This window comes from Vibrio sp. 1641, assembly GCF_033339995.1.
GTDB classification, from domain to species: domain Bacteria; phylum Pseudomonadota; class Gammaproteobacteria; order Enterobacterales; family Vibrionaceae; genus Vibrio; species Vibrio alginolyticus.
Genome location: NZ_JAWOVP010000013.1, coordinates 89,353 through 114,550 on the forward strand (window position 1 = coordinate 89,353; position 25,198 = coordinate 114,550).

21 protein-coding genes are annotated in these 25,198 nt (G+C 44.6%); 7 read left to right on the forward strand and 14 right to left on the reverse strand.

The genetic code is table 11. The features are described from left to right. Window positions 1-3 precede the first annotated feature (3 nt). From potA to R7Z47_RS19740, 5 genes are all read left to right on the forward strand, one after another. The gene (potA, locus tag R7Z47_RS19720) at window positions 4-1,119 is read left to right on the forward strand and encodes a spermidine/putrescine ABC transporter ATP-binding protein PotA (protein WP_017634901.1); all 1,116 of its coding nucleotides are present in this window, start codon (window positions 4-6) and stop codon (window positions 1,117-1,119) included. Beyond that, window positions 1,100-1,960: a spermidine/putrescine ABC transporter permease PotB gene (potB, locus tag R7Z47_RS19725; protein WP_005377512.1), complete on the forward strand. Its 861-nt coding sequence runs from the start codon at window positions 1,100-1,102 to the stop codon at window positions 1,958-1,960. Before potA ends, potB begins: the two co-directional genes overlap by 20 nt. Then, the gene (gene potC, locus R7Z47_RS19730; RefSeq protein ID WP_005389180.1) at window positions 1,960-2,730 is read left to right on the forward strand and encodes a spermidine/putrescine ABC transporter permease PotC; all 771 of its coding nucleotides are present in this window, start codon (window positions 1,960-1,962) and stop codon (window positions 2,728-2,730) included. Before potB ends, potC begins: the two co-directional genes overlap by 1 nt. A gap of 102 nt (window positions 2,731-2,832) precedes the next feature. After that, on the forward strand, window positions 2,833-3,864 hold the full coding sequence (locus R7Z47_RS19735) for an extracellular solute-binding protein (RefSeq protein ID WP_017634902.1): 1,032 nt from the start codon (window positions 2,833-2,835) through the stop codon (window positions 3,862-3,864). A 249-nt stretch (window positions 3,865-4,113) separates the two neighbouring features. After that, window positions 4,114-5,151, forward strand: coding sequence for an extracellular solute-binding protein (locus R7Z47_RS19740; protein WP_005377521.1), 1,038 nt, complete (start codon window positions 4,114-4,116; stop codon window positions 5,149-5,151). A gap of 88 nt (window positions 5,152-5,239) precedes the next feature. Here the strand turns inward: R7Z47_RS19740 and cobB are convergent, their stop codons facing one another. Beyond that, window positions 5,240-5,971, reverse strand: coding sequence for a Sir2 family NAD+-dependent deacetylase (cobB, locus tag R7Z47_RS19745; protein ID WP_005377522.1), 732 nt, complete (start codon window positions 5,969-5,971; stop codon window positions 5,240-5,242). A gap of 118 nt (window positions 5,972-6,089) precedes the next feature. On the opposite strand from cobB, the gene R7Z47_RS19750 reads away from it, so the two are divergent. Next, window positions 6,090-6,263 (forward strand): hypothetical protein, encoded by a 174-nt coding sequence (locus R7Z47_RS19750; protein WP_165401620.1) that lies wholly within the window; start codon window positions 6,090-6,092, stop codon window positions 6,261-6,263. Window positions 6,264-6,295: 32 nt separating this feature from the next. Here R7Z47_RS19750 and R7Z47_RS19755 read toward each other — a convergent pair whose 3' ends face one another. The 12 genes from R7Z47_RS19755 to R7Z47_RS19810 form a co-directional block, all read right to left on the reverse strand. Continuing rightward, complete coding sequence (locus R7Z47_RS19755) at window positions 6,296-7,516, reverse strand: ammonium transporter (protein ID WP_130544947.1); 1,221 nt, start codon at window positions 7,514-7,516, stop codon at window positions 6,296-6,298. Window positions 7,517-7,854: 338 nt separating this feature from the next. Next, entirely contained in the window at window positions 7,855-8,409 is a 555-nt protein-coding gene (locus tag R7Z47_RS19760) for an imm11 family protein (RefSeq protein WP_031781342.1), read from the reverse strand. A 2-nt stretch (window positions 8,410-8,411) separates the two neighbouring features. Beyond that, the gene (locus tag R7Z47_RS19765) at window positions 8,412-12,599 is read right to left on the reverse strand and encodes an RHS repeat-associated core domain-containing protein (protein WP_262606926.1); all 4,188 of its coding nucleotides are present in this window, start codon (window positions 12,597-12,599) and stop codon (window positions 8,412-8,414) included. A gap of 423 nt (window positions 12,600-13,022) precedes the next feature. Further along, complete coding sequence (locus tag R7Z47_RS19770) at window positions 13,023-13,439, reverse strand: membrane protein (RefSeq protein ID WP_005377532.1); 417 nt, start codon at window positions 13,437-13,439, stop codon at window positions 13,023-13,025. Next, window positions 13,423-14,475: a formate dehydrogenase subunit gamma gene (locus tag R7Z47_RS19775; RefSeq protein ID WP_005377534.1), complete on the reverse strand. Its 1,053-nt coding sequence runs from the start codon at window positions 14,473-14,475 to the stop codon at window positions 13,423-13,425. The genes R7Z47_RS19770 and R7Z47_RS19775 overlap by 17 nt, the downstream gene beginning before the upstream one ends. 14 nt (window positions 14,476-14,489) lie before the next feature. Next, window positions 14,490-15,098, reverse strand: a complete 609-nt coding sequence (fdh3B, locus tag R7Z47_RS19780) for a formate dehydrogenase FDH3 subunit beta (RefSeq protein WP_005377536.1) — start codon at window positions 15,096-15,098, stop codon at window positions 14,490-14,492. A gap of 11 nt (window positions 15,099-15,109) precedes the next feature. After that, window positions 15,110-17,965, reverse strand: coding sequence for a formate dehydrogenase subunit alpha (locus R7Z47_RS19785; protein WP_005377539.1), 2,856 nt, complete (start codon window positions 17,963-17,965; stop codon window positions 15,110-15,112). Window positions 17,966-17,975: 10 nt separating this feature from the next. After that, a complete protein-coding gene (locus R7Z47_RS19790) occupies window positions 17,976-18,176 on the reverse strand; it encodes a twin-arginine translocation signal domain-containing protein (protein ID WP_005377542.1) in 201 nt (66 codons plus the stop codon). Window positions 18,177-18,249: 73 nt separating this feature from the next. Then, a complete protein-coding gene (locus R7Z47_RS19795) occupies window positions 18,250-18,876 on the reverse strand; it encodes a molecular chaperone (RefSeq protein WP_017820684.1) in 627 nt (208 codons plus the stop codon). 9 nt (window positions 18,877-18,885) lie between these two features. After that, window positions 18,886-20,547, reverse strand: coding sequence for a 4Fe-4S dicluster domain-containing protein (locus R7Z47_RS19800; protein ID WP_213964309.1), 1,662 nt, complete (start codon window positions 20,545-20,547; stop codon window positions 18,886-18,888). Between the two features lie 308 nt (window positions 20,548-20,855). Next, entirely contained in the window at window positions 20,856-21,485 is a 630-nt protein-coding gene (locus R7Z47_RS19805) for a DUF3306 domain-containing protein (protein WP_213964308.1), read from the reverse strand. Next, a complete protein-coding gene (locus R7Z47_RS19810; protein WP_005389514.1) occupies window positions 21,475-21,939 on the reverse strand; it encodes a DUF3305 domain-containing protein in 465 nt (154 codons plus the stop codon). The genes R7Z47_RS19805 and R7Z47_RS19810 overlap by 11 nt, the downstream gene beginning before the upstream one ends. A gap of 323 nt (window positions 21,940-22,262) precedes the next feature. On the opposite strand from R7Z47_RS19810, the gene R7Z47_RS19815 reads away from it, so the two are divergent. Continuing rightward, window positions 22,263-23,087 carry a formate dehydrogenase accessory sulfurtransferase FdhD gene (locus tag R7Z47_RS19815; protein WP_005377552.1) on the forward strand — a complete coding sequence of 275 codons (825 nt, stop codon included), beginning with the start codon at window positions 22,263-22,265 and terminating at the stop codon, window positions 23,085-23,087. Window positions 23,088-23,327: 240 nt separating this feature from the next. On the opposite strand, the gene R7Z47_RS19820 is transcribed toward R7Z47_RS19815, so the two are convergent. Further along, window positions 23,328-24,920, reverse strand: a complete 1,593-nt coding sequence (locus R7Z47_RS19820; protein WP_017634911.1) for an ABC-F family ATPase — start codon at window positions 24,918-24,920, stop codon at window positions 23,328-23,330. Window positions 24,921-25,198 lie beyond the last annotated feature (278 nt).

A 25,198-nucleotide genomic window follows, 5' to 3' on the forward strand; every position in this document is an offset into this window, starting at 1 on the left:
ACGTTGAACGCAAAACCGCAAGCAGGAAAGCCAGTTATTCGTTTATCTGGTATTAGTAAAAGTTTCGATGGTAAGGAAATCATCGGTAATTTAAATCTGGATGTTAATCATGGTGAATTTCTGACGATTCTCGGGCCTTCTGGTTGTGGTAAGACAACAGTTTTACGCATGATTGCAGGTTTTGAAACGGCAGATAACGGTCAAATTATTTTGGATGACCAGGATGTAACACAGGTTCCTGCAGAGCAAAGGCACGTCAACACGGTATTTCAAAGTTACGCATTGTTTCCACACATGACCGTATATGAGAATGTCGCTTTTGGTCTTCGTATGCAGAAAACGCCTACTGCGGACATTGAACCACGAGTAATGGAAGCGCTACGCATGGTGCGCCTAGAAAAAATGGCACAGCGTAAGCCTCATCAGCTTTCTGGTGGTCAGCAACAACGTATCGCCATTGCGCGTGCGGTTGTTAACAAACCAAAAGTACTGCTGCTAGATGAATCTCTATCTGCACTTGATTACAAACTGCGTAAGCAAATGCAAATCGAGCTTAAACAGCTTCAGCGTCAACTTGGTATTACCTTTATCTTCGTTACGCACGATCAGGAAGAAGCCCTATCGATGTCTGACCGCATTATTGTTATGCGCGACGGTGTTATCGAACAAGATGGCTCTCCACGTGAGATTTACGAAGAGCCGAAGAACCTATTTGTTGCTCGCTTTATCGGTGAGATCAACGTATTCAACGCAACAATGCTAGAGCGTATCGACGAGAAACGTATCCGTGCAGAAATCGAAGGTGTCGAGTCTGTTGTTTACTACGATCAGGAAGCGCAAGCAGGTGAAAAACTGCAAGTACTACTTCGCCCAGAAGACTTACGTATCGAAGAGATCAAAGAGTCTGAAGAAAAAGGCATCGTAGGTCACGTAACAGAGCGTACCTATAAAGGTATGACGCTTGATTCAGTTATCCAATTGGATTCAGGCATGCGTGTAATGGTTAGCGAATTCTTTAACGAAGATGATCCTGATGTGGACCACTCACTTGGCCAGAAAGTCGCTATCACTTGGGTTGAGAGCTGGGAGGTAGTCCTCAATGATAAGCAAGAAGATTAATCTTCAAAACGCGATCATTACCTTAATCGTCGGTTGGTTAACACTTTTCGTGTTGGTACCAAATGTGATGATTATCGGTACGAGTTTCTTAACGCGTGATGAAGCAAACTTAATCGAAATGACATTTACTTTCGACAACTACTTACGTCTACTCGATCCCTTGTATGCGAAAGTGCTGATGCACTCGTTCTACATGGCGATTGTGGCGACGTTGTTGTGTTTAGTAATTGGTTACCCATTTGCTTACATCATAGCGAAAATGCCAGAGAAATGGCGCCCATTCATGTTGTTCTTAGTTATCGTACCTTTTTGGACAAACTCTCTTATCCGTACTTACGGCCTGAAGATTGTTCTGGGTACACAAGGTATTTTGAACAAATCATTAATGGCGATGGAAATCATCGATAAGCCATTACGTATTATGTACACCGAAACAGCAGTAATGATTGGTCTTGTGTACATCCTGCTTCCATTTATGATTCTGCCGCTTTACTCGGCAATCGAGAAGTTGGACAACACTTATATCGAGGCGGCGAAAGATCTTGGTGCGAACAAGTTCCAAACCATTACGAAAGTGATTCTACCTCTTACAATGCCTGGCATTATCGGTGGTTGTTTGTTGGTTCTGCTACCAGCACTAGGTATGTTCTACATCTCTGACCTTCTTGGTGGTGCGAAGAACCTACTGATTGGTAACGTTATTAAGAGCCAAGTATTGAACGCTCGTGACTGGCCATTTGGTGCTGCGACCAGTATCGCCCTCACCTTCGCAATGGCTGTGATGCTTTACGCTTACTACAGAGCAGGCAAACTATTGAATAAGAAAGTGGAGCTAGACTAATGGGACGCACAGTTAGATTTAGCTTTATGGCGCTGGTGTATGCATTTTTGTATCTGCCAATCATCGTCTTAATTGTTAACTCATTTAATGCCAACAAATTTGGTATGAAATGGGGTGGTTTCACCACGAAATGGTACGAAACCTTAGTAAACAACGATAGCCTAATGCAAGCTGCATGGCATTCATTGAACGTAGCGGTATTCTCAGCGACAGCAGCAACCATCATTGGTAGCTTAACGGCCGTTGCCCTATTCCGTTACTCGTTCAAAGGTAAGGGTGCGGTAAACGGCATGCTGTTTGTCGTGATGATGTCTCCAGATATTGTAATGGCGATTTCATTACTTGCTCTGTTCCTGGTATTGGGCGCACAGCTTGGCTTCTTTACACTATTGATTGCTCACATCACCTTTTGTCTACCATTCGTTGTGGTAACTGTATACAGCCGCTTAAATGGCTTTGATGTGAAAATGTTGGAAGCAGCAAAAGACCTTGGTGCAAGCGAGTGGGTTATCTTGAAACAGATCATCCTTCCTCTCGCTAAACCAGCGGTTGCCGCAGGTTGGTTATTGAGCTTTACCCTGTCTTTGGACGATGTGATCATCAGTTCGTTTGTAACGGGTCCAACATACGAAATCTTGCCATTGAAGATTTACTCCATGGTTAAGGTGGGCATTTCACCGGAAGTGAACGCCCTAGCAACGGTGATGTTGATTGTTTCTTTGGTCTTGGTAGTAATTTCTCAGTTGCTAGCAAGAGAAAAAGTGAAGTAGAATCCTCACCTGTTAACATCACGAAACAGAATGGTTACATGCCATTCTGTTTTTCTATCTATCGTCCAAAATTGGACAACGTTTGGTTTGGAGCTAACGTCAATGAAAAAATGGGCTACTCTATTAGCTGGTAGTGCATGTGCGCTTTCTCTGTTCTCTGGTACAGCGACAGCGGATGATAAAGAACTAGTATTTATGAACTGGGGTCCTTACATCAACAGTAATATCCTAGAGCAATTTACTAAAGAAACTGGCATCAAAGTGATCTACTCGACTTACGAGTCGAACGAAACTTTGTATGCAAAGCTAAAAACCCATAACCAAGGTTATGACCTAGTAGTACCTTCAACGTACTTCGTGGCGAAGATGCGTGACGAAGGCATGCTACAAAAGATCGATAAGACTAAGCTGAAAAACTTCGGCAACCTAGATAAAAACTACCTAGACAAGCCTTACGATCCAAGTAACGACTACTCTATCCCACACGTTGTTGCGATTACAGGCCTAGCGGTTAACGCAGACATGTACGATCCAAACGACTTCCAAAGCTGGGCTGACCTATGGAAGCCTGAGCTTGAAGGTCAAGTAATGTTGATGGACGACACTCGTGAAGTGTTCCATATCGCTCTGCGTAAACTTGGCTACTCAGGTAACTCAAAAGACCCTAAGCAAATCGATGAAGCGTACGCTGAGCTACAAAAGTTGATGCCAAACGTTCTAGTTTTCAACTCTGACAACCCAGGCGCACCTTACATGTCTGGCGAAGTGGGCGTTGGTATGCTTTGGAACGGTAGCGCCGCAGCGGCACAAAGTGAAGGCCTAAACCTTAAACTCGTTTTTCCTAAAGAAGGCGGTATCGGCTGGGTTGATAACTTCGCTATCTCTTCCGGTGCGAAGAACGTAGAAGCCGCTCACAAGATGATCGACTTCTTACTGCGCCCAGAAATCGCAGAGCAAATCTCTCGTGATACTGGCTACCTAACGGCGGTGGAGGAATCGAATGCTAAGTTTAAAGACGTTGCCCCACTATTCCCTTCTCAAGAAGACCTTGACCGCGTTGAATGGCAAGATGCGGTTGGTGATCTAACCGTTAAATACGAAGATTACTTCCTCAAGCTGAAAGCGGGACAATAATCTAGCTTGTGTAACAAGTCATCAACCATAGGAAAATAGGCAGCAATACGCTGCCTATTTTTGTCTTAGGCTGATATAATCGCGCGTTGCTAGGTTTATTTGTCTTGGTATCATAGATTTATCGTCTCATAACAAGGAGACAACGATATTCAAGCTAAATGAACATATTTGTGCTTACTGCGATTTGGCTCAACTTGATAACTCCAGCTAGTATTGACTTGTCCAATCGCGAAACAAAACGGAAAACAAATGAAAAGTAAATTCTACGCAAGCGCTCTATGTGCAGCGACGCTCATCGCTACCCCTGCAATGGCTGCTGATCAAGAACTGTATTTCTACAACTGGTCGGAATACATTCCAAACGAAGTTCTTGAAGACTTTACAAAAGAAACCGGAATCAAAGTTATTTACTCTACATACGAATCTAACGAGAGTATGTACGCAAAACTAAAAACTCAAGGTTCTGGTTACGACTTGGTAGTACCGTCTACCTATTTCGTCTCTAAAATGCGTAAAGAAGGCATGCTACAACAGATCGACAAAGAGAAATTATCTCATTTTGCCGATCTTGATACTAACTTCCTAAACAAACCGTTCGATCCGAACAACAACTACTCTATCCCATACATTTGGGGTGCGACCGGTATTGGTATCAATGCTGACATGCTAGACAAGTCATCGGTTTCTAAATGGGATGATTTCTGGGATAGCAAGTGGGAAGGCCAACTAATGCTGATGGATGATTCTCGCGAAGTATTCCACATTGCATTGACTAAGCTTGGTTACTCACCAAACACGACTAACCCAGAAGAAATCAAAGCCGCTTACGAAGAACTGAAAAAGCTAATGCCAAACGTATTAGTATTTAACTCAGACTTTCCTGCAAACCCTTACCTTGCGGGTGAAGTTTCACTAGGCATGCTTTGGAACGGTTCTGCATACATGGCTCGTCAAGAAGGCGCGAACATCGACATCATCTGGCCAGAAAAAGGCACTATCTTCTGGATGGACAGCCTAGCAATTCCAGCTGGTGCGAAGAACGTTGACGCAGCTCATAAGATGATCGATTTCCTACTACGTCCTGAGAACGCAGCTAAGATTGCACTTGAGATTGGTTATCCTACGCCAGTTAAAACGGCACACGATCTGCTACCGAAAGAATTTGCTAATGATCCAAGCATCTTCCCACCACAAGAAGTGATGGACAGCGGTACTTGGCAAGATGAAGTTGGCGAAGCGAGCGTAATGTACGATGAGTACTTCCAAAAGCTAAAAGTGAACAACTAATTCGTTAGTTTTAAAGATATGAAAAAGCGGCTCATGAGCCGCTTTTTTGTTCTTAATGACAAGACAAAAACTCTTCCTGTTGAAGTTACTACGCTCTTTCTTTTCCTTCTAGAGCCAGTATCTCGTCAACTAATTTTGGAACCTCAACGCTTGCTTTTCCGTAGCGTTTTTCCTCAAATTCACTTTCTACCGCACTAGGTTCTAGGTTAATTTCAATGGTATGTGCGCCGTGCATTTTTGCATCATGAACAAAACCTGCTGCGGGATACACAACGCCAGAAGTCCCAATAGAAATAAACAAATCTGCTTCTTCTAATGACGCGTAGATATCCCCCATTCGCAGTGGCATTTCACCAAACCAAACAATATGTGGTCGCATTTGTGAAGGGATCTGACAACAGTGACAAAGCTCGCCGGTCTTAATGTCCTCATTGTGCTCTACTACTTGGTTAGATTCACTACAGCGGGCTTTGAGCAACTCACCATGCATGTGAATCACATTCTGACTGCCGCCTCTTTCGTGAAGGTTGTCTATATTTTGAGTGATGACCGTCACTTTACCTTCTAACTCAGCCTCTAAACGACCCAATGCTTCATGCGCTGCATTAGGCTTTATCGCATTATCTTGAAGTTTCTTGCGGCGTTGGTTGTAAAAATCTTGAACAAGGTCCGGATCGCGAGCAAACCCTTCAGGCGTTGCTACATCTTCGATACGGTGATTCTCCCATAGGCCATCTTGCGCACGAAATGTTTGAATACCAGATTCGGCCGAGATACCTGCACCAGTAAGTACTACAATATTTCTATAAGGGAAATTCATAACTCATCCTTGCTGTTTTTTCATTAGCTTAACACTGAAAGAATAGCAACAGTAGTAATATGGATTAGACCATAGTCGTAATGGTCACTATTAGAATTACAATTTAAGAGGAACAGCAATGAGACAAGTATCTCTAGCGTTTATATTGCTTATGACTTTGGCGGGCTGTCAACTTACCAATGTTGAAGGCGAAGTCGATGATGTAAAGGTAAGAGTCAGCACCAATGATGATGACCATCGAGGTAATGGTAATTTCTGTCCTCCTGGCCAAGCCAAGAAAGGCAATTGCTAAAAGAGCGGCTTTATGCCGCTCCCATATTGGCCTCAATCCTCGTTGGTCGAAGATATTTTATGAATGGCTAGGTCAGCGCCATTGAATTCGTCTTCTTCTGAAAGCCTCAGTCCCATACTGGTATTAATCGCACCGTAGACTACAAGTGCACCAAGCACTGCGATGGAAAGGCCCAAAAGCGTGCCTAGAAGCTGAACGATAATACTCACGCCACCTAGCCCACCCAATGCGCTTTGACCAAAAATCCCAGCGGCAATACCACCCCAAGCGCCACATACACCGTGTAAAGGCCAGACACCTAGCACATCATCAATCTTGGTTTTGTTTTGTAGGTGGGTAAAAAGATAAACAAATAGCACGCCAGCAATCGCACCTGTCACTAAAGCACCGATAGGATGCATTAAGTCTGAGCCCGCACATACAGCAACCAAGCCAGCTAGTGGGCCGTTATGAATAAAGCCAGGGTCATTCTTACCAGCCAACAGTGACGCGACAATGCCCCCGACCATTGCCATCAATGAGTTCATAGCCACCAAGCCACTTATGCCTGACACAGTTTGAGCTGACATGACGTTGAAGCCAAACCACCCCACACATAAGACCCAAGCTCCCAAAGCCAAAAACGGAATATTCGAAGGTGCAAAGTTGGTGTGCTTTCCTGCTCGAACTCTGCCTTTTCTCATGCCCAAAAACACGACGGCAACAAGCGCTATCCAGCCGCCAACACCATGCACAACGACTGAACCTGCAAAATCGTGGAAGCCATAACCAAAGGTATTTTCAAACCAAGATTGAACGCCAAAGTTTCCGTTCCAGATCATTCCTTCAAATAGTGGGTATACAATACCGACAGTGAAAAATGTTGCGATTAAAATCGGATAAAAACGAGCTCGTTCTGCGATACCACCTGAAACAATAGCGGGAATCGCTGCAGCGAAGGTCAGCAAGAAAAAGAACTTCACTAACTCGTAACCATTGCCTTGAGATAATGTCTCAGCATCAGCGAAGAAGGTGCCGCCATAAGCGACCCAGTATCCAATGAAAAAATACGCGATGGCGGATATACCGAAATCGGCCAAGATTTTAACTAAAGCATTAACTTGGTTCTTTTGGCGCACGGTTCCTACTTCAAGAAAAGCAAAACCAGCATGCATCAAAAAAACCATGATTGCGCCAAGTAGTAAGAAAAGTGTGTCGGAACTTTGCGTGAGAGTTTGTACAGCGCCGTGTACCTGATTGGCAGTTACACTCATTATGATTGTCTCCGTTGATCTGTAGCGCACTTATCCTGTGCATCAAAGTTAGGCTCATCACCAATTTGGTGAACTTAGTTTATAGAGCGTCTAACAGAGCAATTCTCATTCCATAATTTACATTTCTAACACTTACACTTTAATTTATTGTTTTGTATGAACTTTAATAAAATTATGCATTCTTGAAATGGTGCTTAACACGCTAATAAATGCACCAATGTGGTTTTGGTGCACCAACATAATGCGCACTATATGGTTCAACAAACAGCAAACTCTCTACCATAAAACGTAAAAGCCACCTCGTAAGAGATGGCTCAAAACAAGCTACCCGCGGATACCTAAAAAGGACGCCATTCACTTTCTGACTTAAATACCACTCCTGAAAAACCTTTATTCTCGATTAATTCCGCCAGTTTTTCATCAACACATAACAACCATTCGATAGCATCCAATTGAAATATAGTGTTCTGCGCTTCAATGTCTTTCTTAAGGATAACTCGATCAATTGAATCAATCTCTCCATCAAACTCACTAAATATTGCATGATTTCTATCCAGTAAGTCGCAAATCGCAATAACATTTAAAAAATAGTATTCACCAAAACTTTTGCCTTGGTAATTAACCTCAATCGGTAGGAATTCAACTTCACTCGTTTGTGTGTGCTCAGAAATTAAATCAGCTAACCGTCGACTCACGATTAATAAAGGACCACTAAGAAAACTATCCGCAGGCTTGTCATCTGATATGACATCAATAGTAACTTTTGGCCATTTGTCTCCTAGGGCAACGCCTCCCGTCAGATTCAACCCTCTTAATACACTAGGCTCCGTTACTTTACCTTGAGTAAAATCGGAATCTCTATCTACCTTGTTGGTCCAAATTTTAAGTGTCATTACTACTTCCTACTTTTCCAGTGCGGATCATCCAATTGCAATCGAACTTCATTCTTTTCCAGAGCATTCCTAATTCTACTTTCTGTTTTTCCAATTTCATCTACAAGAGTCGTATCATCGATAAAACCACGATCATACTTAGTTTGCAACGCTCTCATTTCTCGTCTAACTAAGGCATCCGCTGAACCTTCGTGCCTTGCACTTAGATGTCTACCCACGTGTAAAGGAAGACCTGTTTCGACAGATGTTTCAATATTAGTCGGAAGTGCAATCCCGTTTGTACCTCTGTTAATGTTGTAACCAAGTTCGGCAGCTCTATGCATTACAGGATATTCCTGAGCAATATTGATACTAATTTGATGATGTCCAGCATGGTTTTCAGGTATCCCGCCAACTATTTCGTTATTTAACTTAAGCCCACAATCTCTGTCTAAAGAACCGCCATTAGGATTCACAACACTCCCCCTTTGACTTTTATTCAAGGGGATGATTTGGACAATTTCTTCTATGCCTACAACATGTTGAATTTTTCGTTTACTACCATCTGAATAGTTGATATGACGATAAAAAGTAATTTCATTTTTCTCGCAATCAATATGGTCTAAATCGTATTCATATCGAATATGATTTTTACCTTTTGGTTTTCGGATTTTGACTTGCGAGCGAACGCCATCTTCTCCGACGGATGACTCTTTTGCTGCTTCTAAAATCTGATCGCAAACCTCTTGGGGGACATCGCTTTGCGCCTGATACTCTGCCAACATTTGACCCAAGCGTTTTAGCCCTTCTTCACAAAGGAAACCTGTTGGGTCAATCCACTGGATAGGGTTGACTGCATATTGGTAATGATTAATACCACCAGCAATAGATATCGGATCTTGTTGGATAAAGCGTCCTAGCTTAGGATCGTAATACCGAGCGAGGTTGTAGTGTAAGTCGGTTTCTTGATCGAAGTACTGCCCTTGAAAACGCAGTGGATTTACTACTTTTTCAATATGTACATGAGCAAAGCCATGAGCATCGTAGCTGGCACTCCATACAACATTCCCCTCGCAATCGATCAGTCGCTCTGGTTTACCAACTTGATCGCACTGGTACCAATAAATAACGTCATTTTCTAGCAGTGCCACTGGCGTGTAGGTTTCTGGTTGATATAGGTACCAGCGGAAAGCACATGAAGAGCGTTCACCAATTAAACGTTCCCCTTCCCACAAGAACTCCGTAACGCCTTGTTGTGTAATTTTCTTCGTCCTGCGCCCTAATGCATCATATTCATATTGACTGATGCCATCGTCGGTGTGAACTTCAATGAGCTGATTTAACGCATCAAATACGCGAGTCTGAACGTGTCCTTGCCCCTCACGTTTTGTCTGATTTCCTTGCGCGTCATATTTGAACCGGACATTATCGTGCACTTCAATACGATCAGCGAATACCTCTGAAGATGGCAAAGTAGGATTGCCAAAACTATCGTATTCAAACTTAGTCACTTCTCCGGAAGCATTGACTCGTTTCAGTTGCCCTAAGGCATCGTACTGATAGTGTGTTGCTCCTGCCGTATTATCAATGATTGATGAAATACGGTTTTGCGCATTGTAAACGTACTTTTTCTCTCTATCAGGCCAATGTTGTTCGACCAAACGACCAACACCATCATAAATGATGCGCTCATTAAAATGTGCCGTTTCAATTTGGGAAACTCGTCCCATTTCATCGTAATGAAATTTGATTTGAGGTAAATCTAGGTTTCCAAACCGAATCGCTGAAAAACGCCCATATCGATCGTAAGAGAAGTTCAGCTCCGTATTATCTGGCAGTACCTGAGATACGCGTTGGCCAACTCTGTTAAACTCCTGCGCTATCTCAAACTGACCTTGAATGCGCTTTGTTAAATGCCCGAATGAAGAGTATTGGTATTGCAATGTTTGATGGCGATTGGATGCGAAAGTAAGTCGACCACCAAGCGTATAGTTGAAGTGGTTCTCTACAATACTGCTACCATTTCCTGCTTTGACATGCTTGAGATAACCCGCAGCGTCATAGCGATACAGCACAGTCCTATCGGCGACTTGCTTACGATGGATGCGCCCCATATCGTCATAATCAAATTGGCTGTGTAGATTATCAAACCCAACAGTTCCTGATAGCTGGCCTTCATCGTCATACAGGAATTCGAACTCTAAGCCGTCACTCCGAACTAATTTAGTCAGATTACGTTGTTGATCGTATTCGTAAGAAATATGGCTGCCATCGGGAAAGATGACTGCTTCTTGTTGCGCGAGTGCTCCCCATTGATACGAGGTAATGCCTGCTGGCGTTCGAATCTGAGCAACACGGCTGTGCTCATCGTAAGAATATTCTTCGCTATAACCGACTTTGTCTTCGTCGTTAAAATAACGAACTGATGTACGCCTGCCAAATTGATCATAAGCGAGTTGAGCAATACACCCATCGGGATAAGCAACGCCATTCACTAAATCTTCTTCATTGTAGCTGTAACGAAGTAATGTACCGTCTATTTCATTCGCGATAAGTCTTTGTTGTTCATCCCACCACCACTGACTTTTCTTACCATCTTCAGACTCTTTTTTGACGACTTGACCGTGTTTATCGTAATCATATTCCGTGACACAGCCGAACTGATCGGTATCCCAAACTCTTTGACCGAGGCTATTGTAGTAAGCCTTCTCGATATCCCCGTCAGGTGAAACCGTTTTAACTAACTTACCTAAGCCGTCATAACCATATTGAATTTCTTTGCCAGAGGAATGAAACTTAGAAACTAATTGACCATGCTGATTATATTGATAATTGACCGTTGACTGATCAGGATAGATAGCTTGTGCTTTTCGTCCTAATTCATCATATTGCCATCGCCAAGTTCTACCTGTGGGGCTTATTTTCTCAAGTAGGTTACCCTGCTCGTCATGCAAGAAAGACCATTGATGATCTAACGAGTCAGAATAAGAAGAGTGATTTCCTTGATAATGGAAGCGATAGTCATAAATTCCTGCGTCCCCAACGTTCCTGATGCATTTCGCGTTAGCACCTTCGCCATCCCATTCAAAATAATGAGTAAAGCCAGTTGGTCGTACACGCTTAATAATTAAATGGCCGAGGTATTGATACTGTTCCTTTAGGCCCAAATGATTAGTTGCACTGACCAAATCATCGTGCTCATCATAGGTATAAGTTGCCAGAACTTTTTGGGACTTTGCATTAAGCAGTTCTACAAGCCGTCCTTGCTTATCATATTGACATTCAAGAACCGGACGCTTGTTATATGCGATCTCGATCAATCGATGGTTTCGAGAATACTGCAATTGAAACGTTGAAAACGTGCCATTTCTAACTTGTTTAACAAGCCAGCGATCATCTTTTTGCTCAAACCGATATTGATGCCCATTAGCGAGCGTTACAATCCGAGTTGTTGAGCTCAGGAAATAACAGCTCGCACCAGCGTATATCTGGTAACTTGTTGCTCCAATATCTACTGGCTCAAATTCTGTGATATCTGCCTTATCGTCAACAAACTCCCAAGCGATAACGTTGTCTTTCTCGTCCGTCTTCTCGTGCAATTCAAACTGAAATGCATGTCGCCAACCAAAGCCCATTCCATGATTTACATCCGACTGCGAAGAGCGGTAAGTGCGCTGCCAAGTAGTACCTTGTTGTAGCTCGATATCATAGAGTTCGAGAATTTCTTCACCCGTCACAAGTGATACAGGATCACCGGCTTTCTCATGTTTTTCGCTGCTTTGTTGCTGAGGCTTGGCGGATGCGGCACTTCTGCCACTCTTTTTATTCGACTTCCCCTTTCCCTTCGATGGTTTTGCATTGACGGTATTTTGAGTCGGTGGAGGCGTAACCGCCGACGAGAGTGCGTAGTTTTCGCCGGTAGGTACAATTCGAGCAACATGCAAGTCACCGTTCACCAAAGCATTGGCAAACGTTGAATTATAGTGTTGGGAAGTAAGCTCACCGTCAGGTATGTTTGGCTTGAATTGACCAATCGCATAGAACAAATCCTCGACAGAGCGAAGGTCAAGCTCACCAAAGCTCTCAAGAAACTCTATTGCCTCTTGTTTGGTCACGAATGTTTTAGGTTCGCCGCTAGTAAGTAACTGACCAGAGAAGTGATAACTTTCGCCAAAGCGATTCGTGATAGGAATGACGAATTGAGGGATCATAGCCGTAACGTGTTTGTCCTTTTCTTACCTTGCCGCATCATTTAATGCTCGTTTCGCTCTTTTTATTTGTGAGAGCAAGATGCCTTAATCAAACATCCTCCGATAGAGATTCCTCTGTATGCGTAGACTGAATGTATTGATGGCAATTTTCACGTATGCAACTCTTTGAATTTCTGAGCGCAGCGTACTTTAACGGGACGATGAATCCTGAGTAAATGAACAATAGCGTGAGTGAGACTAATGTCTCATCGTGACGCGATTTTTTTACATGTTTCTTACTTAACTATGATTTTCTGCCCAGTTACGTAAATTCACTCAATAAGTTGCATCAAGTATCACCACTGCGACTCAACGCTTCATATTTGAGACAAAACAGCAACAAAAAAACCGCCTATTACGGCGGTTTTGCTTAAAGAATACTGATTAAAGGTTTGGACCTGTCGATGGTCTGTGTGGTTGGTTATTGAGCAGTTGCTGCATCCCTTGAAACATTCTCATAAACCACACCAAGATGGCTAATGCAGCAAACACCATCCCTACCCAAGGAATAAAGTAAGCGATGGTTTCAAGCAAAGTACTATGCAACCAATAATCACTCACGCCAACGAGTACACCGTTAGAAGTCGCGACGGTGACGATCAACACAACAAAAAACGTCAGGTAGAGAAAGAAGGTGCGAATTAAACCGTAGTAATGAGAAATCACTACGTCGCTGTCTTCTCCCTTATCTAATCGGTAACCCGCATAGATAATTGCGATAACGCCTGAGATCAGAAACGTAAACGGGGTCAGACAGCTCAGGATGTACGCAACCCAAATCCCATTATGAGGTTTGTTCATTCGCTTTCGCTCCTTTTACTTCCGTTTGTGCCGTATCTGTTTCGCCCATTGCTTCTTTGGATTTCACTTCTTCATACCAAAGATCGTGATGCTCTTTCGCCCATGTTTCATCAACTTCACCTGTCACCATGCCTTCTAGCGCACCTTCCATACCGAATAGACCAATATAGATGTGGAAGATAAAGCCACAGATTAGAATCAGCGCCGAAATCGCATGAACTAAGTTAGAAAGCTCCATGTCACGGCGAGTTTGGCCAAAGATAGGAAAGTCCAGAACTAAGCCACTCACTGCCGCGATAGCACCAAAGAAGATCAACAACCAATAGATTGCCTTCTCGCCACCGTTTGAGAAACCAGCAGACGGATGTGTGCCTTTGTGTTTACCAACCATACCGCCCATTTTCATGAACCAACGAACATCAGTCATGTTTGGAATCGACTTGCGCCACCATTTAAAGAGCACGAGCATCAGCAAAATGAAGAACAATGGTCCCATGTAATTGTGGTACTGCTTCGCCAACATGACGATAAAGCCCCAGAACTCAGTAGGAACGTACGGTTTTAAGAAGTGCTTACCGTAAACCAGCATCAAACCACTGAATGCCAACGTTAAGAATGTAAACGCCATACTCCAGTGAAGCGCGCGGTCTAAACGAGACCAACGCTTCATCTTTTTACCAGTACGCGGCTTGCTAAGCATCAAAGGACCAACGAATACGTAAGCCATGATAACCATCGCGATACTGCCGAAAATCGCGACAGCACCAGCAGGAGACATCCATTTCTCTTTTAGAATGTACCAAGTCTCACCAGGTTTACTGATCAATACGCCATGTTCTGGCGATTGGGACGTGGTGTAGCCTTCTTGCCCCTCTCTGACTTCGCGCCAATAGTCTGCCCCGGCGAGTTGCGTGATCTCCTGTTGAATAACTTTAGAAGATTGTTCCTCTGCTGAAGCAGGCATTGCAAAAGTCAGCAGCAATGCCGTCATCATTGACAGCATTGCTAGAGATGCACGTTTAAGCGTGTTTAACATGTGCCTCTCCTTACTTAGCTTTTCGTCGCATCGTAAGAAAGATCGTTTCCGTCTGTCCAACCTGCGTTTTTCGCGCCGCGTTCTACCACACGTTGACGGAAAATGTCAGAGACTTTCTCTGCGTCACCCGCAAGCAGCGCTTTGGTTGAACAAAGCGATGCACACATCGGTAACTTGCCTTCTGCGATACGGTTCGCACCGTATTTTTGACGTTCTTCCTCAGAGCCAGGCTCTGTTTCTGGGCCGCCCGCGCAGAAAGTACATTTATCCATTTTGCCACGTTCACCAAACGCCTCTTGTTTAGGAAATTGAGGTGCGCCAAACGGACAAGCAAACAAACAGTAACCACAACCGATACACAGATCTTTATTGTGAAGAACGATGCCGTCTTCGGTATGTTCGAAACAATCAGCTGGACAAACTGCCATACAAGGCGCATCGGTACAGTGCATACAAGCAACAGAGATAGAGTTTTCACCAGCTTCACCGTCGTTTAGTGTTACCACGCGGCGACGTTGAATGCCCCATTCAAGCGCATCGTCGTTTTCGTTCTTACATGCAGTAACACAGCCGTTACACTCGATACAGCGTTTGGTGTCACATAGAAATTTCATTCGTGCCATTGTCAGACTCCTTACGCTTTACGAATGTTACATAGGGTTACTTTGGTTTCCTGCATCAAGGTAACCGGGTCGTAACCGTAAGTGGTTGCCGTGTTAGCCGATTCGCCAACAACGTAAGGCTGTGTACCTTCTGGGTATTTAGGACGTAGGTCTTCACCTTCGAACTTACCGCCAAAGTGGAACGGAATGAACGCCAAACCAGGTTTCACACGACGTGTTACCATCGCTTTCACCTTGATTCGTCCCTTCTCTGCACCTTCTACCCAAACATCATCACCATCTCTGAAACCAAGGTCGTTCGCGTCTTTCGGATTTACTTCGACAAACATTTCTTGTTGAAGCTCGGCAAGCCATGGGTTTGAACGCGTTTCTTCACCACCACCTTCGTATTCAACCAGACGACCAGAAGTCAGAACGATTGGGTACTCGCCCGATTTGTCTTGCTCTTGAATGGATTTATACAACGTAGGTACACGGAAGATTGCATCTTTGTCTTCCCAAGTTGGGTAGTCCGTTACAAGGTCACGACGTGGTGTGTAAAGTGGTTCACGATGCAGTGGCACACGGTCTGGGAACGTCCAAACAATCGCACGCGCTTTCGCGTTACCAAATGGAATACAACCGTGCTTGATCGCGACACGCTGAATACCGCCAGAAAGGTCAGTCTTCCAGTTTTTACCCTCTGCTGCCACTTTCTCTTCAGCAGTTAGGTCGTCCCACCAACCAAGTTGTTTCAATAACTTGTCAGTGAACTCTGGGTAACCATCTTTGATTTCACAGCCTTTCGAGTAGCTGTCTTCTGCAAGAAGGCTCTTGCCTTCAAATTCCACACCAAAGCGCGTACGGAAATTACCGCCACCTTCTGCAACCGTCTTTGACGTATCGTACAGAATGTGTGTACCTGGGTGTTTCATTTCTGGTGTGCCCCAGCATGGCCAAGGTAGACCATAGGTTTCACCGTTGACAGGGCCACCTTCCGCTTCCAATGTGGTTTTGTGGAACGTATGCCAGTTTTGTTGGTGCGCTTTCAAACGCTCTGGGCTTTGGCCTGTGTAACCAATCGTCCACATGCCTTTGTTGAATTCACGCGTTAGGTCTTCAATCACCGGTTGGTTGTTTTCAACACGGATGTTTTTGAACAGAAGATCGGAATAGCCCAGTTTCTTCGAAAGCAGGTACATGATTTCGTGGTCTGGTTTTGATTCAAACAAAGGTTCAATCACCTGATCACGCCATTGTAGGGAACGGTTAGATGCGGTAACGCTGCCGTGTGTTTCAAACTGTGTTGTTGCAGGAAGCAGGTAAACGCCGTCGGTACGGTCGTTCATTACCGCAGCAACCGTTGGGTATGGGTCCACAATCACCATCATGTCCAACTTCTGCATCGCTTTTTTCATCTCAACACCACGTGTTTGAGAGTTCACTGCGTGTCCCCAGTAGAACATTGCACGGATGTTTTCGCGCTGACGAATGTTGTCTTTGTTTTCCAGTACACCATCAACCCAACGAGATACAGGAATACCTGCACTGTGCATTGGTTTCTGACCGCTGTAAGCGTTGTCATCGAAACGACCTTTGATCCATTCGTAGTCGATTTCCCACACTTTTGACCAATGACGCCAAGCGCCTTCAGAAAGGCCGTAGTAGCCCGGTAGCGTGTCAGAAAGTACGCCAAGGTCGGTTGCGCCTTGTACGTTATCGTGACCACGGAAGATGTTTGCGCCGCCGCCTGATTTACCAATGTTACCAAGCGCTAGCTCAAGCACACAGTAAGCACGTGTGTTGTTGTTACCAGTAGTATGCTGAGTACCACCCATACACCAAACAATACAGCCTGGGCGATTTTCAGAAAGCAGTTTTGCTGTTTGGTAAACGTCTTCTTCGCTTACGCCTGTTACGCGCTCAACTTCTGCTGGCGTCCATTTCGCCACTTCAGCACGGATCTCATCCATACCGAATACACGTTGACGGATGAACTCTTTATCTTCCCATTGGTTTTCGAAGATGTGCCACAACACACCCCAAATGAATGCTACGTCAGAACCAGGACGAAGTGATACATAGTGATCCGATTTTGCTGCCGTACGTGTACGACGAGGATCCGCTACGACGATCTTACAGTTGTTCTTCTCTTTTGCGATCAGAATGTGCTGCATCGCTACTGGGTGTGCTTCAGCTGGGTTTGAACCAATGAATAGCATCGACTTACAGTTGTGCATGTCATTGAAAGAGTTGGTCATCGCACCGTAACCCCAAGTATTCGCTACACCCGCCACGGTTGTTGAGTGACAAATACGCGCTTGGTGGTCAACGTTGTTCGTACCCCAAAGTGATGCCATTTTTCGGAACAAGTACGCTTGTTCGTTGCTGTGCTTTGCGCTCCCTAAGAAGTAAACCGAATCAGGACCGGACTCTTTGCGGATGTCCATCACCTTGTTACCGATTTCTTCGATCGCTTGATCCCAAGAAAGCTTTTTCCACTTCCCGTTTTCAAGCTTCATTGGGTATTTTAGACGACGCTCACCGTGACCATGTTCACGCAGTGCTGCGCCTTTTGCACAGTGACCACCGGCGTTAAATGGGTGGTCGAATGCAGGTTCTTGACCCGTCCAAACACCATTTTGAACTTCTGCGTAAATACCACAACCCACTGAACAATGAGAACAGATAGTACGTTTTACTTCTGTTTTCGCTTCTGGATCGACAGATTTTGCTTGCGCTTTTTTCATCATTCCCGGTGCGAATAGACTAGCACCAACCACTGCACCACCAGCGGCAAGCGAAGTGTTTTTCATGAATGCACGACGAGATACGCCAAGCTGGTTCGTTTCTTTGCTCACACTGTCGGAGCGTTTGACAAGTTTCATCCGTTATCTCCTAAAGTGTGTCGTAGTAATCGCGAATGTGTTGAGTTTCACGATACCCTTTCTTCTTCACGTCGTTTTCAGAAGGCTCAACCGTTTCTGAAGCAACGGCCACTTTCGTGGTTCCCGCAACAACAGCACCGGCAACGGCAGCGGTTGTGAAGCCTTTTAGGAGATCCCTACGGCTTGTGTTTATTTCTTTATTATCTTTCATCATTGCTTCCTTACCTTACGGTAGATCTTTGGAGACTCATGCCTCTCTATCGATATGACCAAGTACTGCTCGATTACTCGTAATCAGTGACGTTTTTCACATCAATTTTTAATTTGTTCTTACTGCTTTTGGTGTTCACGCTAAAGCGCACTTGCTCTAACGTTAAAAACGCATCGCAAAGCTGTGCAGCTGGCTTGTAGAAGTTCACGCTTTCTGCGCTCTCTAGTTGGCGCGTAAAAGATTGGAACCAAGGGGCGATGTGTTTGTTAAACACCGCTTGCTGAAGTTCTTCCTCTTCACCTGTCAGCATTGCCATCACTTCGCACAGTGCAGAAATATGGTCTTCAGGCTCTTTCACGTTCTCTTCTCGTTCGATGCCTAAAAGATCCAAATCGCGACGAATTTCCGCTAACGGTTTTTCCATCATCGAGCCAGTGCGATGCCAAGATCCGAATGGCACAACTTCACCACGTCCAATGCCAATAAACAGATCTTGATATTCTTCTTCTAACGCTTCTCGCTGCGCTTCGTTCGCGGCTTGTTGCAGTGCGAGCCAAGCTTTTTGCATCGCGCTCTCAGACGGTTCAATTTCTAGCGATTTCAGGAACGCCAGCATTTCATCACTAGGCGCACTACGAAAAAGTGCAGATAGAACGAGATAAATGTCTGTTCTCAGTGTTTGTTCTTGTTGTGTGTCCACTGCGAGCTCCTAGTATTTCAGTTGTTTCATTGGGTCTTCTGCCATCGACTCAAACATGTCGATCACACGGCAGTCTTCACACATCGCGATACGATTGATCGCTGCTTCATCAGAGAAGTGAGAGTGACCGCGTAACTTGTTTTGTAGCATGTCGATCATCGATTGCGGAGCAAAAGGCTTGTGACAACGAATGCACTCGGCTGCCTTTTCTTCATGAATCACAACCGCTTTCTGGCGTTCTTCTTTCACCCAGTTCATACGAGGAGTAAGCGTCAGCACTTTCTCTGGACACGCTTTCTCGCACAGCCCACATTGAATGCAGTCTTGCTCGACGAATTTAAGTGACGGAGATCGACCGTCCGTATGCAATGCACGTGTTGGACACACCGCCACACAGCTCATACACAACGTACAATCTTTACTTTCACAAGAGACTGTGCCGTAAGGTGCGTTCGCTGGAAGTTCAACAATGTTCTCAACTGGAATACGTGATGCGGACAACGCATCCAACGCCGTAAATAGACGCTGACGTTTGTTGCCTTGCAAGTCTCCTAATGCCAAATCAAAAGACTCGGTACAAAGTGTCGGAGCACCTTCACGTAGTGACTCTAGATACAGAATGTCGATGGTTTCTTTGGCGATACCAAGCTGACCGAGCAGCTCTTGAGCAATACCTACTTCGCTATTAAGCACACGAATAATGGTTTGAGGCATAAAACGTGAAGCCGCAAACAGCACCTGAGTAGCACCATTCACAAGCGCGGCGAACCAAGTATCAATACCAACCGAAGGCAGTTCTTCCACCACAATTGGAATCACATTATCTGGCAGTGCTTTTAGTGCCATCACGTTGTAGCTCTCGTGGCGAGAACTGCAAATCAATACGATAGGATCTAAACCACCCGCTTGCTCATAGTTGGCGAGCGTACGTTCAATAAACTTTTGCGTATCTTCAGGGTTTGGCAGTGCGTAATGAATCGCTTCTGTCGGACACGCTGTAGCACAAGTACCCACGCCTTGACATAGGTATGGGTTGATCTCGATGCGATGGCCCGTTTTGTCGCTGCCTTCACTCGATAGTGCCCCTGCCGGACAAGCATCCACACACCGTTCGCAACCTTTTACGCCACGAGAGCTGTGTGCACATAAATCGGTATCTAAACGGAAGAATTTCGGTTTATCGAACGTCCCCATTAAGGTTGGAATCTCTTCCAACGCTTCAGCCAGTTTCGGATAGCCACGACCAACTGGGTAGTAGCCCGGTACTGGTACTTCTTCCGACATGCAGCTGTTTAGGCAAAGATCGAGTACGATATCGAAACAATCGCTATTGATCGCGACCTTGGCAAGATTGTTGGTCGAACCATGATTTTCAATGAGAACTTCAAACGTACCTAAGAACCCTGAAACCTGAACCGAATTGGCGTAGTAAAGCTCGGGATTTGTTCCCTTTTCGCCATCGGTAGAAAGCAGCGTTAGGCTGTTCATTTGCGACAATTGCGCTGCCGCACTTTCGATGATTGCCGTTGGACCCACAATCAAAGTGTTACCGCCGCTTTCATAGCTTACGGTTGGTGGAATAAGATTGGTCAACTCTACGGTATTTTCGAAAGCGTACAGCCTCGCTTTACCGTTATTGGAAGTTGCTTGTTCTAATAATTGCTTCAGCATTGCTCAATTCCATTTATGAACATGGATAGTCTTTTCCATCTCTTAGTGTAGTTAGCGCCGGAGATTCTGCTGATTAACTTATCAATGAGCATTCTTGTTCCGCCGTCTATAGGCGATGAATACTACGCAGTGGGCCCGGACTAACTTCAACCAGATTGGTATTGAGCAACAAATAGCAAATGTCATGCCAATAAAATATCAATTAAAATTCAAAAGCTTAGACATTTTACCGACAAATAGTAGGGATAAAAAAACCGGTTGAGACATTTTGTCCCAGCCGGTTCATTGAGTATTTAGTCAAAATGTACCTATTCTTTGTGTGGTATATTTTGTCTCACCTCGTTAGGAGGTGATTCCTCAGAAAAAGTATCACTTTCACCAGGCACTGTGTTTATATACAGTTCATTTTCATCTTGGGTAATTCCGGCACTTTTTTCGGCGTTTGGTTCTGCGTCTTCAACCACCTCATATGCGATATCGTCAGCGTTAAGTTCAGATCCTTGCGTCGTTTCAGCGTCTGGTTCTTCTTCCACTTTTTCTTTAACCCAATCACGCAGCGTCTCTGCGACGTCTTTAGAAAGTGACTTTAAGTTACTGTAATCATCATCGTAATCGTCTAGGCCATCACGCACGTTAAATTCTTCGGACAAGAACATTTTGCGCAGCGCGGCTTTCTTAACGCTTTCTGAAGCTTCAGAAACCAGCAGTTGCGCCACAGACATTTCTTCGGGCTTTTCTGTCTCTACATTCGCGGTAATGTCTGGAGCCTGACTAACCTCATTGACGTTCAAAGCGTCTGAGCTTTCGTCAGCGTTTGAAAGCGCTGTGACACTATCTTCGGATTGCTCCGTCTCTGCTATCGGCGTTATGTCTTCATCATATTGGGAAGATTCTTCTAATTTACGTTTCGACCAACGGCTTAAAAAACTAGTTGCCATTTGCTCTGCCCGCTCCTTTGCGTTTCTTACGTCTTACTTCTAACAACTCACCGTGGCGACCGATGAAGGCTTCCATCCAAGCCTGAACGGCTAACGGCATATCGTTGGATAGTACAAGGTTGTCGCCATCCATATATTGCGCCGCGACAGATTGTGAAGCCGTTAGTAGCTGTATCGCTGGTTTTTCACCAGACTCGACGTTATCCATCACTAAAAAAAGTTTAGGTTGCTGAGAGCTTAAGTTAAAGCGGTAGTCTGTACGCTCGTCTTTGTGCAATTGCAACAGACAAACATCTGGAGTCTCTTCCGTCGGATTTAGCGCAAATCCCGTCAACTGCCATTGGGTTGTCACCCAAATCCCTGTACTGATCTCATGCTCAACAAGCTCTACGCCAATTGGCCATGTGTCTTCAGTCTTTTCGTAATTTTTTTCGAAATCTTTCTTATCCGACATAACTCACCCAGTCTTTGTATTTTTGGTCTGAAAACACACAGGACATTTTGCCCCCGTTTTCGACCATTTTTATTGTCTTCGAAGCAATAAACGCGCCAAGCTGATATAACTTAGTCTATATACACCCTCAGGCTATAAGTACCAAACTAGACGAAACTCAAATGTATTGATGTGTCATTACTGCGAACTCGCAGTTTTAATGCATTGTTGACATAAAACCTCGCAATTTCTGTGGGAACCGCTATTTTGGAATGAGATTTGCTAGCCACTTAACAAGCTAAAATGCGTAGCAACCTAACGCTCTTAATCACTAGGACACGACTGTGCTGAAACCAAACATTATTAAAACCAGTGAAAATCCCCTGCAAACCATTGAAGTCGATGTGTACGACGAGTACGGCGAAAAACTGACAAAGCAAATCGCGTGCGAGCGTCCTCTTACGGTCATGCTGAACTGGAAAGAAGTGGTCACGCTCATGACGCTAGGTTCGCGTCCAGAAGCACTAGTACTCGGTTATTTAAAAAACCAAAGCTTCCTGTCCGATCCAGCCGCGATCGAATCCGTTATTATTGACTGGGAAACGCATTCCGCAGCGGTGATTACTAAAGAAAACACTGAACACTTAGAAGGCGCCCTGAAAAAGAAAACCGTCACCTCAGGTTGTGGCCAAGGCACCATGTATGGCAACGTGATGAAGCAGCTTGAAAATTATCAAGTGCCTCAAGTTTCTCTTAAGCAGTCAGAAATTTATTCTGCGCTGGAAGCGTTAACTCATTACAACGACACCTACAAAAAAGCGGGCGCAGTACACGGCTGTGCGGTTTGCAAAGGTAATGAAGTGTTGTCATTTGTGGAAGATGTCGGCCGTCACAACGCAGTGGATACACTTGCAGGTGAGATGTGGCTCAAAGAAGAAACAGGTGAAGATAAAATTTTCTACACAACTGGTCGCCTTACATCAGAGATGGTGATTAAAGTGGCTCAAATGGGCATTCCTGTTCTGCTTTCTCGCTCTGGCGTTACTCAAATGGGGTTAGATCTAGCGAAGCAATTTGGTATTACGACCATTGCGCGTGCGAAAGGTTTGCGCTTCCAAGTGTTTACAGGAGCCGACAAGGTTGAATTTGATGTAAAAGGCAACCAATAACACCTTTTCAGTGTAAACTAAAACCAATAATGCGGATTCACAGAGGATGTGGACTATGAATAATGACCAATTGTGGAATTTTCTGCTTACGCCCAGCGGTATCATGCTTTCTATGATTATTACCTTTGGCGTGGTCGGGCTCTATGCGTATATAACAGGTCAGTTTAAGGATTAAGGCCAAATATCAAAAAAGCCTCGCTAAATAGCGAGGCTTTTGCTTTTTAAACGCTTTGCGAGTAATTACGCGTCAACACCACGAGATTTTAGGAACTCAGAGTAAGTGCCTTTAAAGTCTGTGATTTTACCATCGCGGATTTCGATAATACGCGTTGCTAGTGAGTCTACGAATACACGGTCGTGAGAGACGAAGAACAACGTGCCTTTGTATTGCTCAAGCGCGGTGTTCAAAGATTCAATCGATTCCATATCCATGTGGTTGGTAGGTTCGTCCATTAGCAGCATGTTTGGCTTGTGCATCATTAGCTTACCAAGCAGCATACGACCTTGCTCACCACCAGACAGTACTTTTACTGACTTTTTAATGTCGTCTTGACCAAACAGCATACGACCAAGGAAACCACGAACGACTTGCTCGTCATCACCTTCTTGACGCCATTGACCCATCCAATCCGTTAGGTTCATGTCTTCTGCAAAGTCATGCGCGTGGTCTTGCGCGTAGTAACCGATGTTTGAGTTTTCAGACCATTTGTACTCACCCGCACGCGGTTCAAGCACACCAGCAAGCGTGTTTAGAAGTGTTGTTTTACCCACACCGTTCTCACCGATGATCGCAACGCGCTCACCCACTTCAAAAATTGCATTGAAGTCTGAGAACAAGTCCTCTTCGAATCCTTGGCTTAGGTTTTCAACAATCAGAGCGTTACGGAACAGCTCTTTCGACTGTTCGAAACGAATGAATGGGTTTTGACGGCTAGACGCTTTAACTTCATCCAGTTTGATCTTGTCGATTTGCTTAGCACGAGATGTCGCTTGTTTTGCTTTCGATGCGTTTGCAGAGAAACGAGCAACGAACGTTTGTAGCTCAGCGATTTGTGCTTTCTTCTTCGCGTTGTCGTTTAGTAGACGTTCGCGAGCTTGAGAAGCCGCCGTCATGTACTCGTCGTAGTTGCCTGGGTAAACGCGTAGCTCACCGTAGTCCAAGTCAGCCATGTGTGTACATACTGAGTTTAGGAAGTGACGGTCGTGCGAAATGATGATCATTGTGCAGTTACGCGCGTTTAGCGTGTCTTCCAACCAACGGATTGTGTCCATGTCCAAGTTGTTGGTAGGTTCGTCAAGAAGCATCACATCTGGGTCTGCGAATAGAACCTGCGCTAGAAGCACACGAAGTTTCCAGCCTGGTGCTACTTCACTCATTAGACCGAAATGTTGCTCCATTGGGATACCTACAGCAAGAAGAAGCTCGCCCGCTTTGGCTTCTGCCATGTAGCCGTCCATTTCAGCAAACTGAACTTCTAAGTCAGCCACTTTCATGCCGTCTTCTTCGCTCATCTCAGCAAGTGAGTAGATGCGGTCACGCTCTTTCTTCACTTCCCATAGCTCTTTATGGCCCATGATGACGGTATCGATTACCGTAAATTCTTCGTAAGCGAACTGGTCCTGGTTCAGTTTTGCAACGCGCTCGTTTGGATCGTAGCTTACGTTACCGCTGGTTTGCTCAAGCTCGCCGCTGAGGATCTTCATAAAGGTTGATTTACCACAACCGTTAGCTCCAATTAAGCCATAGCGATTGCCTTCGCCGAACTTAACTGAAATGTTTTCGAATAGCGGCTTAGCGCCGAATTGTTGAGTAATATTCGCTGTGGAGATCAAAACCTTTACCTTAGCAGTTGGGGTGTATTTAGAAAAACCGGGCAACGGTACTTGTTCATGCTACATACTGCAAGTGTTGTTTTTATTAATTCACTCCAAGTGAAATCATTGTAAGGTTTCTAAGAAGCAAAAGCGTAAACATAAATGCGTCATCAAATACAAAAAAGAGCCACTATCGTCAGTGGCTCTTTTTCCATTAATTATGCCGTCCTAAATAAGGTTGACACTTTCCACCCCAAAAATTGGAGAGTGTTATGAAATCAACCACTAAAAGAACT

Bases quoted from the DNA above. Each gene is read 5' to 3' on its own strand.
- potB (WP_005377512.1), top strand. From the start codon at position 1,100: ATGATAAGCAAGAAGATTAATCTTCAAAACGCGATCATTACCTTAATC.
- potC (WP_005389180.1), top strand. From the start codon at position 1,960: ATGGGACGCACAGTTAGATTTAGCTTTATGGCGCTGGTGTATGCATTT.
- R7Z47_RS19735 (WP_017634902.1), top strand. From the start codon at position 2,833: ATGAAAAAATGGGCTACTCTATTAGCTGGTAGTGCATGTGCGCTTTCT.
- R7Z47_RS19740 (WP_005377521.1), top strand. From the start codon at position 4,114: ATGAAAAGTAAATTCTACGCAAGCGCTCTATGTGCAGCGACGCTCATC.
- cobB (WP_005377522.1), bottom strand. From the start codon at position 5,971: ATGAATTTCCCTTATAGAAATATTGTAGTACTTACTGGTGCAGGTATC.
- R7Z47_RS19750 (WP_165401620.1), top strand. From the start codon at position 6,090: ATGAGACAAGTATCTCTAGCGTTTATATTGCTTATGACTTTGGCGGGC.
- R7Z47_RS19755 (WP_130544947.1), bottom strand. From the start codon at position 7,516: ATGAGTGTAACTGCCAATCAGGTACACGGCGCTGTACAAACTCTCACG.
- R7Z47_RS19760 (WP_031781342.1), bottom strand. From the start codon at position 8,409: ATGACACTTAAAATTTGGACCAACAAGGTAGATAGAGATTCCGATTTT.
- R7Z47_RS19765 (WP_262606926.1), bottom strand. From the start codon at position 12,599: ATGATCCCTCAATTCGTCATTCCTATCACGAATCGCTTTGGCGAAAGT.
- R7Z47_RS19770 (WP_005377532.1), bottom strand. From the start codon at position 13,439: ATGAACAAACCTCATAATGGGATTTGGGTTGCGTACATCCTGAGCTGT.
- R7Z47_RS19775 (WP_005377534.1), bottom strand. From the start codon at position 14,475: ATGTTAAACACGCTTAAACGTGCATCTCTAGCAATGCTGTCAATGATG.
- fdh3B (WP_005377536.1), bottom strand. From the start codon at position 15,098: ATGGCACGAATGAAATTTCTATGTGACACCAAACGCTGTATCGAGTGT.
- R7Z47_RS19785 (WP_005377539.1), bottom strand. From the start codon at position 17,965: ATGAAACTTGTCAAACGCTCCGACAGTGTGAGCAAAGAAACGAACCAG.
- R7Z47_RS19790 (WP_005377542.1), bottom strand. From the start codon at position 18,176: ATGAAAGATAATAAAGAAATAAACACAAGCCGTAGGGATCTCCTAAAA.
- R7Z47_RS19800 (WP_213964309.1), bottom strand. From the start codon at position 20,547: ATGCTGAAGCAATTATTAGAACAAGCAACTTCCAATAACGGTAAAGCG.
- R7Z47_RS19805 (WP_213964308.1), bottom strand. From the start codon at position 21,485: ATGGCAACTAGTTTTTTAAGCCGTTGGTCGAAACGTAAATTAGAAGAA.
- R7Z47_RS19810 (WP_005389514.1), bottom strand. From the start codon at position 21,939: ATGTCGGATAAGAAAGATTTCGAAAAAAATTACGAAAAGACTGAAGAC.